We start from the raw sequence: 15,456 nt of genomic DNA, 5'->3' as shown, positions 1-15,456 counted from the left end.
GCGTTGAAGCTTCACTGAGACTGAAAGGAGCTCATCGATGAGCGAACCCAAACCCGGCGATCCCGGATACGGCCGCGACGAAGACATGGAGCGGCTGCGCGGCACCAACCGGCCCGCCACCGCCCACATCCACAGCGAGGAAAACCACGGCCACCCGCTGCGGGTCTCGCCCCAGCCGGACGAACCGGACGGCGGCGGGGTGACCGAACAGATCTGAGCGATCACCGCGCGTCCTTCAGCGGCCAGCCGTGGTCCAGCGGACCATGGCCGCGGCCCAGACCAGGCGCGCGGCGGATGGCCTCCGACACATAGGCCCAGGCCTCGGCCACCGCGACTTCCAGAGGCTGCCCCAGCGCCAGACCCGCCGCGATGGCGCTGGCCAGGGTGCAGCCGGTGCCGTGGGTCGAGGTCGTCTCGATGCGCGGCCCCTCCAGCAGGGTTTCGCCGGTCGGGGTGATGAGAAGGTCGACGACCGTCTCCCCCGCCACATGGCCGCCCTTCATCAGCACCGCCTTGGCGCCCATCTCCAGCAGGGCCGCGCCCGCCCTGCGCTGACCGTCCAGATCGACGACCTCCATCCCCGTCAGCGCCTCGGCCTCCGGGGCATTGGGCGTGAGCAGGGCCGCGCGCGGGATCATCAGGGTGCGGACGGCCGCCACCGCATCATCGGCCAGCAAGGCCGCGCCCCCCTTCGCCACCATGACCGGATCGACCACGGCGGGGGCGTCGGACGTATCGAGGATGGCCGCGACCCGCTCCACCACCTCGACCGAGCCCAGCATGCCGGTCTTGATGGCGTCGGCGCCGATATCATCCAGCACCGCCCGCGCCTGGGCCTCGATCACATCCAGCGGCAGGGGGTGGACGCCGTGGACGCCCAGGGTGTTCTGAATGGTGATCGCCGTGATCGAGGTGGCCGCATAGCCTCCCATGGCCGTCACGGCCTTGATGTCCGCCTGGATCCCCGCCCCGCCGCCGGAATCGGAACCGGCCAGGACGAGGACGCGGCCACGCGCGTTCGTTTCGCTCGAAGTCATGCCGCTGGATGCGGCGCCGCGCCGCGATCGGCAAGCCGTCTCTTGCGTTACCCTGCCGGAAACCGGAGGCGACGACATGAGCGACGAATTCCTCGACCGGCTGGTCGGCGACTGGACCTATGAGGGGCACAGCCTGCCGGACGACGGAGAACGCCACGCCGGAAGCGAGACCGTCACCCGCCGCGACCACTGGATCGTGATCGAGTCCGACGACCATGCTCGCTTCCAGCTCGCCTTCGATCCCGACGCTGGCCGGGTGGTCGGCGACTTCATCAGCTGGAAATGGCCGAACCTGTGGACCTATGACGGCGCGGCCTCGGGCGATCGCATGGCGCTGTCCAGTCGCGGGCCGGACATGGATACGGGAGAAGGCCTGGCCGACTACGAGGACGTCTGGGAGATCGTCTCGCCCGACGAGCGCACCACCACCGGCCGCATCAAGGGCAAGGACGGCCAGTGGCGCGACTTCAACGTCACGCGCTACCGGCGGCGTTGATCGCCGCCTGAACCGCCAGAGCCTGGACGGTTTCGCGGACGTCATGGACCCGCACCATCGTCGCTCCGCGCCCCGCCCCTTCGAGCGCGATGGCGATGGAGCCGCCCAGACGGTCGCCCGCGTCGGTGGCCGAGGGGTCGATGTTGCGGATCATCCGCTTGCGGCTGGCGGCCAGCAGCACCGGGAAGCCGAGGTCGCCCAGCCGGTCCAGATGGGCGATCAGCGCCAGATTGTGTTCCGCCGTCTTGCCGAAACCGATGCCGGGATCGAGCGTGATCTTCGACCGCGCCACCCCGGCCGCCATCGCCGCCTCGGCGCGCTTGCCCAGATAGTCGACCACCTCGGCCACCACGTCGTCGTAGCGCGGCTCCACCTGCATGGAGCGCGGCTCGCCCAGCATGTGCATCAGGATGACCTCGCAGCCGAGCTCGGCCGCCACGTCCGCCGCATCGGGCGCGTAGGTCAGGGCCGTCACGTCGTTCCAGATCGAAGCCCCCGCCGCGACCGCCGCCCGCGCCACCTCCGGCTTCATGGTGTCGATCGAGATCGGCCCGTTCCAACGCGCATGGACCGCCGCGATCACCGGGGCCGTCCGCGCGATCTCCTCATGCGCCGGGACCGGCTCGGCCCCCGGCCGCGTCGATTCCCCACCGATGTCGAGAATGTCCGCTCCATCGCCGATCAGCTTCATCGCCTGGATCAGGCCGGCGTCCGGCGCGTCGTGCAGCCCCCCGTCCGAGAAGCTGTCGGGCGTCAGGTTGAGGATGCCCATGACCTTCGGAGGCTGGAAACTCATGGGCGCCGCTCAGGCCTTCTTCTGCGGATAAGGGGTCTCGCCGCGCTTCAGCATGGCGACGAGGTCGACGATCTTCTTCCGCCGCCCGGCCTCGGTCTTCAAGGCGTTGGTGCGGTGGATCAGGGCGAAACGGTTCTGGCTGGTTAGGACGTCGAACAGGGCCCTGGCCTTCGGCTCCGCGTCGATGGCCGCCCTCAGGTCGTCCGGGACCTCCGCCCCCTTGAACCGATAGGTCTTCTCCCAGCGCCCGTCCGCCTTGGCCGCCTCGATGTGTTTCAGGCCCGACGGCTGCATGGTGCCGTCGGCGATCATCCGTTCGGCATGGGCGACGTTGATCTCGCTCCAGCTGCTCTTGGGCCCACGCGGGGTGAACCGTTGCAGGAAGCTGACCTCGTCCAGACTCTTCCTCACGCCGTCGATCCAGCCCCAGCGGATGGCGACCGGGATCGCGTCCTTCCAGGTGACGCTCGGCGTGCCCGACCCGACCTTGTAGACGCGGATCCAGACCTCGGGCTCCGTCGCGTGGTTCGTCTTCAGCCAGGCGTGGAAGGCCTCGGCGTCGGCGAAGGCCTGCACCCGTTTCGGATCGACCACCATCGGCGCCATCAGCCCTTGCCTCCGATCAGGGCGCCGAGGGCCTCCAGATAGGCGGCGAAGGCCTTGCGGCCGGCTGCGGTGATCGTCACCCGGGTCAGGGGTTTGTTGTCCTTGAAACTCTTGTCGATGGCGACGAAGCCCGCCTCCTCCAGCTTCTTCAGGTGGACCGACAGGTTGCCCTGGGTCGCCTCCAGCACCGTTTTCAGCTCGGTGAAGTCCGCCGTCTCGACGTCGGCCAGATAGACCATGATCCCCAGCCGCATGCGGCCGTGGATGACCTCGTCGATCTTGCCGAGATCGCCCAGAGCCATGATCAGGCGGCCTTCGCCTTGGCTTCGCGGAACATGATCCAGCCCGGCAGGGCGAACAGCAGGAACAGAGCCGCAGTGCAGACATAGAGATAGGCGTCCGGCTGACGCACCAGGAGGCCCAGGGCCACCGAGGTCAGCCAGCCGCCCGCCGAGGTCAGCAGCATCCAGGGCTTCTTCTTCAGCATCCAGGCCACGGACCAGGCGGCCGCCTGAAGCCCGAACACCACGGCCGGATAGTAGAGCCAGATGGCGAAGTCGCTGTCGCGCCAGGCGCCCACGCCGAAGATGGCGACCATGGCCAGGTTGACCATGCCGGCGCTGGAGAAGCCGGCGTTCATGGTCCGGGTCGCCAGAGGCCCGAGGTTCGCTCGGCCCTCCTTCTTGTCGCGCCAGACGGCCCAGACGATGGAGGCGCAGACCGCGACGTTGATGGCGAGGATGAAGCTGAGATTGGCCAAGGGCGGCCAGTTCACCACGCCGAACATCTGGCCGATGTGGAACAGGCACTGCAGCCCGTACAGCAGTCCGCCGGCCATATAGACGAGGGCCATGGTGATCGACGGCCTGGCTCCGCCCTCGACGATCGAGCGCAGGAAGGCGAGGTCGGCCTCGGCGGAAGGCTTGGCGGGGCTGGGCATGGTGCGACTCTCTCGTGCGACCGGCCCGTCCGGGGTGGACGAGCCGGTCGATCTTGGCAAGCTATTCGGCGGGGACGGCCGCCATCTCCCGGCTCTGTCGCCAGGGCACGCGGCGGCCGTTCAGCCATTGGCCCATGAAACTGTGCCGGATCAGCAGCTCGTAGGTGATCAGGCAGACGGCGAAGACGCCCAGCGACACACCCGCCAGCTTCAACCACCACGGCCCGGCCCAGTCCTGCACCCAGACCTGGGCCAGCATGACCAGCGGCAGGTGCAGGATGTAGACCCAGTAGGAGCTGTCGGCGAGGTAGCGGCGGATCGTGCTGTGGCCCGACAGGAAGCGCAGGCACAGCCCCATGGCGGCGAAGGCCGAAGAATAGACCGCCAGGGCCACCACGGCCGCGGCCACGGCCTTGGCGTCGGTCGGCTCGCCCACCGGCGTGACCACCGGCCCGCCCGCGAGGATGTAGGCATAGACGCCCGAGACCACGGCCACGGCCAGATAGAGCGGCGACCAGGCGGCGATCCGGTCCAGCAGATCACGACGACGGTCGATCAGGAAGCCGACCGCGAAGGCCAGGCCGAACCCGACCAGGGCGACCGGAGCCGGGACCAGACCTGCGTCCGGCGTCGTCACCGCGAAGAAGGCGACCCATTTCGGATCCAGATACATGGCGAGCGCCAGCGGCGCGGCCAGCAACGCCGGCGTCCACGGCCCGATCAGGGCGCCGGTGAACCAGTCCACCGTCCCACCCCAACCCCCGTCCTTGTCCAGCAGGGCGAACGGCGCGCGCAGGATCAGGGCGGCGACGTAGAACAGCATCAGCACATACAGGAACCACAGGTGGGTCAGCGGGAAGTTGGTCCAGTCATAGGTCGGCGGCGGGGGCGGCGGCGCGCCGGGCACGATCAGGCCGCTGGCGTGGGCGTTCCAGATCAGGGCCCCGACGATCCCGACCATGACGGGGAACCAGAAGCTGGCCAGGGGCCCGGCGATCCGCATGACCCGGTCCTTCGCGAAGGACAGCCAGCCGCGCCGCGCCAGCATCATGTGGGCGAACAGACCCGCGATCAGGAAGAAGGCGGTCATCCGGAACAGGTGGATGGCGAAGAACAGCCAGGCCGCCCCGATCGAGGTGCTCTGATCGGCGGCGATCCAGATCTGCTGCGGAAAGAAGCTCAGGCTGGCGTGCAGGACGACGCCCAGCAGCAGGGCGCCGCCCCTGAGTGCGTCCAGTCCGTGCAGCCGCTCGGGCCGGTCGATGTCGGTGGTCATGATGGGTCCCTCCTCTCGGTTCGGAAGGACATGTCTCACAGACATGTTTGAATTGCAAACTTGTCTGCCTCAAACCGCGAGGCCGATATGCAAAAACCCGCCCCGGCGGATGTCCGGGGCGGGCTTTCAGGGCGGTCGACCTGTCGGGTCAGACTATCAGTCGGCGACGACGCTGGAGATGCAGGGCGGCGGCGCCGGCCATCAGCAGTCCCAGCAGGATCATCGACCATTCCGACAGCGTCGGCACCGAAACGGGTGGTTCCTCGTAGACAAGCTTCAGCGTGAAACCCAATCCGGGATTGACGCCGGTCACGGCCGGGTTCGCATAGGGAAAGGCGTTGCTGAAGCCGACCATGGAGATCCCGTTCTGAACGGGCGGCGCGGCGTTCTGGTAGTAGAGCGACTGCGGCTGCTCGCTGACCAGGCCGATGGCGTAGGTGTTGCCGGGCAGCAGCGTGATCGGCGCGAAGTCATCGGATTGCTTGAAGGAAGGCGTCCCGCCGTCGCTCGGGAAGGTCTTCGCGGCGCTGCTGTACAGGACGGTGTTGGTGGTGGTGTTCACGACCAGGAATTTCACGTTCACCGAGGTCGAGGCCAACGTCCTTTGAGCGACGGCGGTGATGTCCGTCGGAGCGGCCACGGTGATGCTCGCCAGAATCCCGTCATTATACGGGGTGGCGGTCCGCTCGGTCGGCGCGAACTCATAAACGGTCTGCGGCGCGGCCATGGCTGCGGATGCGGCCAGGCCACAGGCGATCGAGGCGCTGACGACCAGCGCGCGAAGCATTTTGAACATTGAACTCTCTATCCCACGACGCCGGGGCGAATCAGGGCGCCGGGAGCGGGCATACACGCCGCGGCCAAGCTTGCTCTACCGCAAAGCTCAGACAAAAAAGGCCCGCTCCGGACGTCCGGAGCGGGCCTGATGCGACATCGCGATAGCGGTCCTCAGTGGACGGTCGGGTGCTCGTCCTTGGCGACGACGCTGACGCCGTCCGACACCGGGGTGACGGGCACGGACACCGACGGGCCGGCGTTGGGGAAGTTGTTCTCGTCGCGGTTCGGCGCGGCGCCCTTCTCCAGCAGGTCCTTGATCTCCTCGCCCGACAGGGTCTCGTACTCGAGCAGGGCCTGGGCCAGCTTCTCCAGATCGTCGGCCTTGTCGGTCAGGATCTGACGGGCCTCGTCCCAGCCGGAGGTGACCAGACGCTTGACCTCGGCGTCGATCGTCCGGGCGGTCTCCTCACTGATGTTCTGGCTGCGGGCGACGGAGTGGCCCAGGAAGACCTCTTCCTGGTTCTCGCCGTAGGCCACGGTGCCCAGCACGTCGGAGAAGCCCCACTGGGTCACCATGCGGCGGGCCAGCTTGGTCGCCTGCTGGATGTCCGACGAGGCGCCCGAGGTGATGTTCTCCTTGCCGAAGATCAGCTCCTCGGCCACGCGGCCGCCGGCCATGATGGCGATGCGATCGACCATCTGCTGGTACTTCATCGAATAGCGGTCGCCTTCCGGCAACTGCATGACCATGCCCAGGGCCTGGCCGCGCGGGACGATGGTCGCCTTGTGCACCGGGTCCGCCATCTTGACGTTCATGGCGACGATGGCGTGGCCGCCCTCGTGATAGGCGGTCAGGCGCTTCTCTTCCTCGTTCATGGCCATGGAGCGACGCTCCGAGCCCATCATGACCTTGTCCTTGGCGTCCTCGAAGTCGCGGTGGGTGACCATGCGACGGTCCTTGCGCGCCGCCATCAGGGCCGCCTCGTTGACCAGATTGGCCAGGTCGGCGCCGGAGAAGCCCGGCGTGCCGCGCGCGATCGTCTTGACGTTGACGTCGGCGGCCAGGGGCACGTCCTTCATGTGGACGCGCAGGATGCGCTCGCGACCCGAGACGTCGGGGTTCGGCACCACGACCTGACGGTCGAAGCGGCCGGGACGCAGCAGGGCCGGGTCCAGAACGTCGGGACGGTTGGTGGCGGCGATCAGGATGATGTTCTCCGACGCCTCGAAGCCGTCCATCTCGACCAGCAGCTGGTTCAGGGTCTGCTCGCGCTCGTCGTTGCCGCCGCCCAGGCCCGCGCCGCGATGACGACCGACGGCGTCGATCTCGTCGATGAAGATGATGCAGGGCGCGTTCTTCTTGGCCTGTTCGAACATGTCGCGCACGCGGCTGGCGCCGACGCCGACGAACATCTCGACGAAGTCCGAGCCGGAGATGGAGAAGAAGGGCACGCCCGCCTCGCCCGCCACGGCGCGGGCCAGCAGGGTCTTACCGGTCCCCGGAGGGCCCACCAGCAGGGCGCCCTTGGGGATCTTGCCGCCCAGACGCTGGAACTTGCCCGGGTCCTTCAGGAAGTCGACGACCTCCTGGAGTTCGTCCTTGGCCTCGTCCACGCCGGCGACGTCCTCGAAGGTCTTCCTGCCCTTGTGTTCGGTCAGAAGCTTGGCCTTGGACTTGCCGAAGCCCATGGCGCCGCGCGCCCCGCCCTGCATCTGGCGCATGAAGAAGATCCAGACGCCGACCAGCAGAAGGATCGGCAAGAGGCCCAGAAGCGCGTTCATCCAGATCGACTGGCGCATGGTCTTGGCGCCGACGTCGACGCCCGCGGCGTCCAGACGGGCGGCCAGCTGGTTGTCCGAGATCGGCACGACGGCGGTGAAACGGCTGTCGTTCTTGTAGACGCCGGTGACCTGATCGCCCGAGATCACGACCGACTTCACCTCGCCGGCGGCGACCTTGTTGTTCAGTTCGGAGTAGGTGATCGTCTCCGGCCGCGCCTGGGCGCCCGAAGCCTGTCCGGGCAGACCGGCGCCGCCGTTCTGGCTGATGGCGGCATAGACGGCCAGAAGGCCCAGAATTATCACGCCCCAGATCGCCAGGTTACGCAGGTTCATCGATTGATATCCTAGTGGTCGGTCGCTCGAGACCGACACGGTGTTACGGCATTGTCGTCAAAATAGGTCAGGCGGCGGCGTTTCGCCATGGATGGCGAGATCGAGGTCGCTTTCCTGCGTCGTTTCGCCCAGAGCCAGCCTGAGACGACGCGGCGCGAGGTTGCGCACCTCCGCCCCCCGCCATGCAAGAACCGGCGCACCGCCATCGTCCCGGATCAGGACCGGCAGGGCGGACCGGGCCCAGGCCGGCACGGCGTTCACGATGGCGCGATCCGGTCTGGCGAGGGCGTTCAGGCGGCCGAGGGCGGCGGTCACGGTCCAGCCGGGGGCGTGGGCGGTGATCTCGTACCGACCGTCCCAGACGGCGGGGACGCCGGGCGTGAGGGGGACGTCCGGCGGCCGACGGCGGCGCAGTTCGCCGGGCTCCCGGCCGATGAGGACGCGGTCGGCGGTCGTCTCGATCCGCGCGCCGGAGAGGGTGGCGGTGAAGTCGACGCCGGAGGTCAGTTTGGCGATCAGCGCGTCGAGCCGGTCGCGGTGGGGGGGCGTGTCGGTCCCTGAAGCGCACAGGAGAATGGCCGCCAGTTCGGTCGCAGAGATCGCGCGATCCACCTCGAATCCCTCTCCCAGTGGGAGAGGGATTGAGCGCACGACGGCTTGCCGTCGTTCTGGCGCGAAAGGGCGAGGGGTTATGGCGCCAAGGCCGGCCGCACCGTAACCTCTCACCCTTTCGGCTAAGAGCGCATCGCTACGCTCTGCGAGCCTCAAGCCCTCTTCCTCCGGGAGAGGGTTCAGCGCACGACGCGCCTGCCCCCGCCCGAACCCGACATTCCCCGGATCCTCGATCCAGTCCCGCCCCGCCGCGCGCAGCCAATCCCGCAGATCCTCCCGCCTTTCACCCAACATCGGACGCAGCAGCATCAGCCCCCGCCCCTCGGGCCAGGCCGGGCTCGGCGACCAGTCGCGCAGCCGCCCCAGCGTCGCGCCCCGTTCTCGCATCCAGTCGCTCTCGGCGATGTCGTCGGCGGTGTGGGCGAACAGAACCACCTTCGCCCCCGCATCCCGCGCCGCCTCCGCGATCAGCCCATGCCGCACCCGCCGCGCCACTGCGGGCAGACCCGTCGTCGGCTTCTCGCCCTCCCAACGGCGCTCGACCCAGTCCGCCCCGACCGACCGCGCGGCGGCCTCGCACCGGCGCGACCAGTCGCGACTGTCCGGGTTCAGCCCGTGATCGACGGTGATCGCCAGCAACCGGCGCCCGGCGCGCTTCGCCCAGGCGGCCGCGATCCCAAGCAGGGCCATGGAATCCCCGCCGCCCGACAGGGCGAGGGCCGCCGGGTGATCGACGTGTTTCTGCAGCCGCGCGTTCAGCCGCACCGCGACCCGGCCTTCCAGCCCGGCCGGGCCGTCCCGGCTCAGCGGCAGCTCGCCCGCGTCCGCGTCTCGGCGGCGATGGCGCGGAGCGCCGGCGTCGAGGTCGCCTCATAGCGACGGGTGTACTCGCCAAGCGCCGCGCAGGCCTGCGGATTGCGGTTGGTGGCGTTCAGGCCGCGCGCCAGCTTCAGCGTCACCTCGCCCGCCCATGGCAGGGTCGGCCAGCCCGACAGGGCGGAGGCGTACTGCTGCACGGCGCCGGCCTGATCGCCGCCCGCGCGGATGATGTCGCCGACGCGCCAGGTCGCTTCCTTGCCCGAGGGGGTGTCCGGCCAGTTGTTGGCCACCGCGTCCAGGGCCGCGCGCTGGGCCGCCGGATCGGTCAGGGCGCGGGCGGCGGCCAGGTCGGAGACGGCGTCCCCGGTCGGGGAGCGCGGACCGCGCGCGGCCTCCTCGGCGGCGGCCTGGGCGGCGCGCTGGGCCTCGGCGGCGGAGCGTTCCATGCGCTGGATCCGGCCGTCGGCGTCGGTCAGACGTTGGCGGAGCGCCGCGTTGTCCCGGTCGCTCTCGTCCAGCTGGAAGGTCAGTCGCTCCAGATCGCCGTTCACGCGCTGGACGGTGGCCTCCATGTCCTGGAGACGACGATCCATCTGCTGCACCCGGCCTTGCAGGGCGATCAGCTCGGGATCGGATTCGACCAGCATCGGCTCGCCGACCTGGTTGTTCCGCTGCAGCAGGGCGCGCTCCAGACGGCGCACGTTGCGGTCCAGATTGTCGAGGCGGCGCACGTCCCACTGGATGGCCGGCAGGGGCTGGGTCTGGGCCACGACGGCCCCGCCGATCAGGGTCAGGCCCACGGCGGCCAGGGTGATGTTCCGAGCGGTCAGGAGGCTTTTCATGACACTACAGCTTTCATCGTTTTGAGGCCGCCGCAAGGCGTCAGACCCCGAAGCCCAGGTAGAAGACGGCGACGACGAACAGGGTCGAGGCGAACAGGCAGAAGAACAACAGGAAGGCCGTCCGCCACAGGGCCGACCAGATCGACAGGTTGTAGGCCCCCTTCAACTGGGCGAACATGTGCACGGGCACGGCGAAGGTCCCGATGGTCCCCAGGACGCCCGCGAACCAGCCGTTCATCCGCCCCAGCACCCCCAACGCCAGGAAGAGGATGGACATGAAGGTCAGGGAGTAGAGGACGAAGACCCCGTGGTCATAGAGGGTGAAGCCGCGCTTCCACACGAACAGCAGCCACATGAAGGGGATCGAGAACGGCACCAGAAGCCAGGCGAATTTGTAGGTCGTCTGCTGGAATTTGTAGACGGCCAGGTCGGGGTTCCCGAGCTTGTGCCGGATCTTCTCCTGCATCTTCTTGTCGCCGATGCCGACGTGGAAATTCTCGCCGTGGACGGTGTCGGCCATGTTCGCCTGCCAGCTGCCGGGCGTCAGACCGTCGGCGCGCGGCCCATCGGCCTTGGCCTCCTGCAGCGCGCGCAGCTGACCTTCGGCCGCCGCCAGGCCGGCTTCCAGCCCGGTCTTGACGCCCTCGGCTCCCGGCTCGTCGGCCGCCACGGCGGGTTCGTTCGCGGCGATCTGCGACTGCAGCTCGGCCACGGCCGTCTCGGCGTTGGCGATCCGCTCGTCGATGCTGCTGGTCGTGTTCGGCACGAAGTCGCCCGCGAAGCTGAGGGCGAAGAACATCAGAAAGATCGTGAACAGGAAGATGGCCAGGGGCGAGACGTAGCGGGTCCGCTTGCCCTCGACCCACTCGCGCGTCAGCCGCCCGGGATTGACGATCAGCAGCGGCAGGGTGCGCCAGATGCGGGCATCGAAATGCATGACGCCGTGCAGGACTTCCTCGCCCAGATGCAGCAGGGAGCGGTGCACATGGGTCGGCTGGCCGCAGTTGGCGCAGAAGTTTCCGGTCGTCGCTTCGCCGCAGTCGCTGCAGGTCCCGACATGGTCCTCGCCCGCATGGCCGGTCGGCTTTTCGATCGCCCCCGCGATCAGGCCGCCGGTCGCCAGACCGCCCGCCGCATCCATATCCACCATCGGGTCCCCCAACGCCTGCCCGGCCCCTATGTGCAGCGCAGTGAAGGGGCGGGCAAGACGCAAAGTCTCCTCCCCGTGCGCAGCATGGAGAGGTGGATCCGTAGCGAAGCGGAGGAGACGGAGGGGCTCTTTTCGTGATGCACGAAGAACCCCTCCGTCAGCTCGCGAAGAGGCTCGCCGCCACCTCCCCATCGCTATGCGACGGGGAGGAGACCCGGCTGATTAGTAGCTCGCGCCCGACACGATCGCCGTGCGGCCGTTGCGGTTGCGGGCCCAGCTGTCCTCGTTGGAGCCCTGGGCGATCGGGCGTTCCTTGCCGAAGGAGATGGTGTCGATCCGGCCGGCCGAGACGCCGCGACCGATCAGATAGTTGCGGATCGATTCGGCGCGGCGAGCGCCGAGGGCCAGATTGTATTCACGGGTGCCGCGTTCGTCGGCGTTGCCCTCGATACGGACGGTCACGCCCGGATAGCGGGCCAGCCACTGGGCCTGGGCGTCCAGGCGCGGATAGGCCTCGGGGCTGACCTGATAGGAATCCAGGTCGAAATAGATGCGGTCGCCGACGTTGACGACGAAGTCCTGTTCCGAGCCCGGAGCGCCCGAACCCATGTTGCCGCCGTCGATGCCGCCCGTGCCCGGACCGGGATAGGCGGGGTTGTCGATCGCCGGGCCGCCGGTGTTGCCGTCGGTGACGCCCGTCACCGGACGACGCGGGGCGCAGGCGGCCATCGACAGGGCGACCAGACCGACAACGGCCAGTTTGTTCAGGGTCGATACGGTCATCATGGGGTCGTTTCCTTCGTCTTGGCGCTCACGCTAAGCTTCAGCATTAAGTCGCGAACCGTGGCTTTTGTCTGTGCCGTCTCCGGCGGTAACGCATAGTTGTTCCGGTGGGTCCCGGACGTGACTACGAGGAACAGCTGTCGGCGCCCTGGCCGACGCCGAGGTTGCCGGGGCCGCCGTCCAGCAGCGGCGACCAGGCGGGGTCGGAGCCGCGTCCCTGATAGCCCGACTGGGCGATGACCCGGCCCGACAGGTCCACCATCCACAGATTGGTGTTCCCGCCGCGGGTCTGGCGCGAATACATCAGGTAGCGGCCGTTCGGAGCCCAGGACGGACCCTCCTCGAAATAGGACCGGCTCAGCATCCGCTCGCCCGACCCGTCCACGTTCATGACGCCGATGCCGAACTGGCCGCCGCCCGACTTGGTGAAGGCGATCAGGTCGCCGCGCGGGCTCCAGGCCGGGGCCGTATAAGCGCCGCCGCCCCTCGAGATCGGCCGCTGGTTCGAGCCGTCGGCGTTCATGACATAGAGGCGCGGCGTGCCCGTGCGGTCGGAGTTGAACACGATGCGCGACGCGTCGGGCGAAAACGACGGCGAGGTGTCGATGCCGGGATCGGTCGTCAGACGCGACAGCTGACGGGTCCGCAGGTTCATCACATAGATGTCGGTGTTGCCACCCCGGATGATGGAGAAGGCGACCTTCGTTCCATCCGGCGAATAGCGGGGCGCCAGGGCCTGGCCGTCGAACTCGCCCAGGCTTTCGCGGCGGCCGGTCGTCAGATTGTAGAGGTAGATGCGCGAGTAGTCCTTGCCCAGCGCCATATAGGTGATCTCGTCCGGGTTGGACGAGAAGCGCGGCGTCAGGATGATCTCCGAGCCATCGGTCAGGAAGACGGGGTTGTAGCCGTCCTGGTCCACGATCGCGAGGCGGCTCAGGCGGTTCAGCTCGGTCCCGCTTTCGGCGACGTAGATGATGCGGGTGTCGAAGATGCCGGTCTCGCCGGTCATCCGGGCATAGACGACGTCGGCGATCTTGTGCGCGATCCGGCGCCACTGCTCGCGCGTGGCGGTGAAGTTGTAGCTGACCAGCTGGCACTGGCGGTACGGATCGTACAGGCGGAAGCCGAAGTCGTTCCGCCCGTCCGGACGCGGCGTGACCGAGCCGTACAGCACCGCCTGGGCCCCGATCTGGGTCCAACGCGGGAAGTTAGGCGCATTGGCCAGGGTCAGGTTGGTCTCGATGAAGCTGGCCGGATTGATCGGCTCGAAGAAGCCCGACCGGCGCAGGTCGCCCGAGACGACATCGGCGATGGAGGTCCCGTTCTCGCCGCTGAACGGGGCGACGGCGATCTGGAAGGGGCGCAGCACGCCCTGGTCGATCTCGACCTCGATCGGCTCGCCCGTCTGGGCAGGCTGGGCCTGGCTCTGCTGGCGCGAGGGGCCGTTCAGGCCGCGCGTAGACTGCGTCTGCGCCAGGGAGGCCGTGGCGATGCCGAGAACCGCGACGGTGCTCAGAAGCAGTTTCAGACGCATCGGTGTCTCCAGTGGCGTAACGCGAGTGTCCGGACCTTATCGCCGGTCCGTGTGACAGTAACCAGCTTGCGACCGATTGGGGCGACTTTCGGGACGGCAACCTTTGCCGGGCAGGGCATCAAAACAGTAAGGTTTGATGTTTGATGCGTGATGCGTGATGCGCTATGTTTGATGTGTGCGGACCACTTTGAACATCGACGACGACGTCCTCGCGAAAGCCAAGGCCCTTGCTGAACGGCAAGGACGCAGCCTCGGTGAGGTCGTGTCGGATCTGGTTCGTCAGGAGATGGATCGATCCAAGTTCAAGGGCGTGCGGCGCGACGGCATCCTTCTGGCTCCGGATCGTCCCGGTCCTCGCATCACGACCGAGATCGTGAACGCACTTAGGGACGACGAAGAATTTTGACGTACCTGCTGGACGTCAACGTCGTGATCGCCATCCTCGACCGCGCTCACGTCTGGCACGAGGAGGCGTTCTCATGGTTCAGCCGCGCACGCCATGAACGATGGGCCACCTGCCCCATCGTTCAGAACGGGTTCGTCCGGATCACTAGCGGCGCCGGATACAAGCCGACCCTCGGCTCCCCGGAAGAGGTCGCCTTTCTATTGAAGGACCTGCTCGAGCAACCCAACCATGAGTTCTGGCCGGATGACCTGAGCCTGGTTCAGTCCGAGCTCGTGGATATGGCGCGGGTAGTCAGTCACAAACAGACGACGGATGTGTACCTCCTCGCCCTGGCGGTGAGCCGGGGTGCGAAGCTGGCTACTCTCGATCGCAGCCTTGCCGTTTCAGCCGTGAAAGGCGGCGCCCACGCGCTCGAAGTCATCTCTGACCCCGCTCACTAACGGTTCCGGCACGCCCGTTCGGTGTTGAACGTCGGGCGGAATGCGCCGCCGGGGAAGCCGGCCGGCACATCGAAGGGCGCGGTCTGGCGGATCGCGCGAAGGGCGCCGTCGGCGGCGGCGCGATAGACGTTGTCCGAGCGCGGATTGCGCAGCGTCGGGCCCGCCGTGATCCGGCCGTCGGGCGACAGGGTCACGTCCATCTCGATCCTCAGCTGGTTCGCGCCGGGGATGTCGCAGGGCAGGGTCCAGTTCGGATAGACCTGGTTGAAGATGGCCGTCAGCTGCGGCCCCGTGGCCTGGGACGCCTGTCCGGCGCCCTGCTGACCGGTCGCGGGACGAGCGCCCGGAACCGGCGTGTTGCGACGCGGCCCGGCCAGGGAATCCAGATCCAGCGCCGGGGTGTTGGCGGCGGGCGGCGTCGGACGCGGGGGCGTCGGCCGGGGCGGCGTGGGCCTGGGCGGGGTCGGCGCCGGCGGGGTGGGACGCGGCGGCGTGGGGGCCGGACGCGGAGGGGTCGGGCGCGGCGTCGGGGTCGGCGCGGGACGCGGAGGCGGCGCGGGTGTCGGCGGCGTGGGGGCGGGCGGGGTCGGCTCGGGCGGGGCCTCGACCGGGGCGGTCGCGGCGTCCTCGGTCACCAGCTCCTCGGACGGATTGTCGGGCGCGGCGGCCTCGACGATCTGTGACGACACGATCGACACCGGCACCGAGGACACGGTCGGCAGGACCTCTTCCTCGGACTGCGGCCATTTGATCAGGAAGCCGGCCACGATGAGCCCGTGCACCAGAAGGGCGCCCAGGATCGCGGGGGATGGCCGGGACTTCGCCAC

18 protein-coding genes are annotated in these 15,456 nt (G+C 68.4%); 4 read left to right on the top strand and 14 right to left on the bottom strand.

The genetic code is table 11. The features are described 5' to 3' along the window. Window positions 1–37 precede the first annotated feature (37 nt). Window positions 38–217 carry a hypothetical protein gene (locus ACETK8_RS04840; protein WP_374038386.1) on the top strand — a complete coding sequence of 60 codons (180 nt, stop codon included), beginning with the start codon at window positions 38–40 and terminating at the stop codon, window positions 215–217. A gap of 4 nt (window positions 218–221) precedes the next feature. Here ACETK8_RS04840 and thiD read toward each other — a convergent pair whose 3' ends face one another. Continuing rightward, window positions 222–1,037 (bottom strand): bifunctional hydroxymethylpyrimidine kinase/phosphomethylpyrimidine kinase, encoded by an 816-nt coding sequence (thiD, locus tag ACETK8_RS04835; protein WP_374038385.1) that lies wholly within the window; start codon window positions 1,035–1,037, stop codon window positions 222–224. 76 nt (window positions 1,038–1,113) lie between these two features. Here thiD and ACETK8_RS04830 point away from each other — a divergent pair, with 76 nt between their 5' ends. Then, window positions 1,114–1,533, top strand: a complete 420-nt coding sequence (locus ACETK8_RS04830; protein WP_374038384.1) for a DUF1579 family protein — start codon at window positions 1,114–1,116, stop codon at window positions 1,531–1,533. On the opposite strand, the gene folP is transcribed toward ACETK8_RS04830, so the two are convergent. From folP to tolB, 12 genes are all read right to left on the bottom strand, one after another. Then, window positions 1,511–2,329 carry a dihydropteroate synthase gene (folP, locus tag ACETK8_RS04825; RefSeq protein WP_374038383.1) on the bottom strand — a complete coding sequence of 273 codons (819 nt, stop codon included), beginning with the start codon at window positions 2,327–2,329 and terminating at the stop codon, window positions 1,511–1,513. The genes ACETK8_RS04830 and folP overlap by 23 nt on opposite strands. Before the next feature lie 9 nt (window positions 2,330–2,338). Further along, the gene (locus tag ACETK8_RS04820; RefSeq protein WP_374038382.1) at window positions 2,339–2,935 is read right to left on the bottom strand and encodes a YdeI/OmpD-associated family protein; all 597 of its coding nucleotides are present in this window, start codon (window positions 2,933–2,935) and stop codon (window positions 2,339–2,341) included. Beyond that, complete coding sequence (locus tag ACETK8_RS04815; RefSeq protein WP_374038381.1) at window positions 2,935–3,237, bottom strand: winged helix-turn-helix domain-containing protein; 303 nt, start codon at window positions 3,235–3,237, stop codon at window positions 2,935–2,937. Before ACETK8_RS04815 ends, ACETK8_RS04820 begins: the two co-directional genes overlap by 1 nt. A 2-nt stretch (window positions 3,238–3,239) precedes the next feature. Further along, complete coding sequence (locus ACETK8_RS04810) at window positions 3,240–3,875, bottom strand: hypothetical protein (protein ID WP_374038380.1); 636 nt, start codon at window positions 3,873–3,875, stop codon at window positions 3,240–3,242. A gap of 61 nt (window positions 3,876–3,936) precedes the next feature. Then, window positions 3,937–5,151 (bottom strand): acyltransferase family protein, encoded by a 1,215-nt coding sequence (locus ACETK8_RS04805; protein WP_374038379.1) that lies wholly within the window; start codon window positions 5,149–5,151, stop codon window positions 3,937–3,939. Between the two features lie 148 nt (window positions 5,152–5,299). Beyond that, window positions 5,300–5,947, bottom strand: coding sequence for an IPTL-CTERM sorting domain-containing protein (locus ACETK8_RS04800; protein WP_374038378.1), 648 nt, complete (start codon window positions 5,945–5,947; stop codon window positions 5,300–5,302). A gap of 152 nt (window positions 5,948–6,099) precedes the next feature. Further along, a complete protein-coding gene (ftsH, locus tag ACETK8_RS04795) occupies window positions 6,100–8,043 on the bottom strand; it encodes an ATP-dependent zinc metalloprotease FtsH (protein ID WP_374038377.1) in 1,944 nt (647 codons plus the stop codon). A gap of 57 nt (window positions 8,044–8,100) precedes the next feature. Beyond that, complete coding sequence (tilS, locus tag ACETK8_RS04790) at window positions 8,101–9,420, bottom strand: tRNA lysidine(34) synthetase TilS (RefSeq protein ID WP_374038376.1); 1,320 nt, start codon at window positions 9,418–9,420, stop codon at window positions 8,101–8,103. A gap of 38 nt (window positions 9,421–9,458) precedes the next feature. Beyond that, on the bottom strand, window positions 9,459–10,316 hold the full coding sequence (locus ACETK8_RS04785) for a tetratricopeptide repeat protein (protein WP_374038375.1): 858 nt from the start codon (window positions 10,314–10,316) through the stop codon (window positions 9,459–9,461). A 40-nt stretch (window positions 10,317–10,356) separates the two neighbouring features. Next, window positions 10,357–11,466: a DUF3667 domain-containing protein gene (locus tag ACETK8_RS04780; RefSeq protein WP_374038374.1), complete on the bottom strand. Its 1,110-nt coding sequence runs from the start codon at window positions 11,464–11,466 to the stop codon at window positions 10,357–10,359. Between the two features lie 222 nt (window positions 11,467–11,688). Further along, window positions 11,689–12,249: a peptidoglycan-associated lipoprotein Pal gene (gene pal / locus ACETK8_RS04775; RefSeq protein ID WP_374039348.1), complete on the bottom strand. Its 561-nt coding sequence runs from the start codon at window positions 12,247–12,249 to the stop codon at window positions 11,689–11,691. Window positions 12,250–12,373: 124 nt separating this feature from the next. Next, window positions 12,374–13,783 (bottom strand): Tol-Pal system beta propeller repeat protein TolB, encoded by a 1,410-nt coding sequence (gene tolB, locus ACETK8_RS04770; RefSeq protein ID WP_374038373.1) that lies wholly within the window; start codon window positions 13,781–13,783, stop codon window positions 12,374–12,376. A 175-nt stretch (window positions 13,784–13,958) separates the two neighbouring features. On the opposite strand from tolB, the gene ACETK8_RS04765 reads away from it, so the two are divergent. Both ACETK8_RS04765 and ACETK8_RS04760 read left to right on the top strand, forming a co-directional pair. Then, complete coding sequence (locus tag ACETK8_RS04765) at window positions 13,959–14,189, top strand: DUF6364 family protein (RefSeq protein WP_374038372.1); 231 nt, start codon at window positions 13,959–13,961, stop codon at window positions 14,187–14,189. Next, the gene (locus ACETK8_RS04760) at window positions 14,186–14,629 is read left to right on the top strand and encodes a TA system VapC family ribonuclease toxin (RefSeq protein WP_374038371.1); all 444 of its coding nucleotides are present in this window, start codon (window positions 14,186–14,188) and stop codon (window positions 14,627–14,629) included. The genes ACETK8_RS04765 and ACETK8_RS04760 overlap by 4 nt, the downstream gene beginning before the upstream one ends. Here ACETK8_RS04760 and ACETK8_RS04755 read toward each other — a convergent pair. Further along, window positions 14,626–15,456 carry a hypothetical protein gene (locus tag ACETK8_RS04755; RefSeq protein WP_374038370.1) on the bottom strand — a complete coding sequence of 277 codons (831 nt, stop codon included), beginning with the start codon at window positions 15,454–15,456 and terminating at the stop codon, window positions 14,626–14,628. The genes ACETK8_RS04760 and ACETK8_RS04755 overlap by 4 nt on opposite strands.

Source organism: Brevundimonas staleyi (assembly GCF_041893865.1).
In the GTDB taxonomy this organism is placed as follows: domain Bacteria; phylum Pseudomonadota; class Alphaproteobacteria; order Caulobacterales; family Caulobacteraceae; genus Brevundimonas; species Brevundimonas staleyi.
Note: the sequence above shows the minus strand (reverse complement) of the source record. Positions and strands in the feature narration are given on the sequence as shown.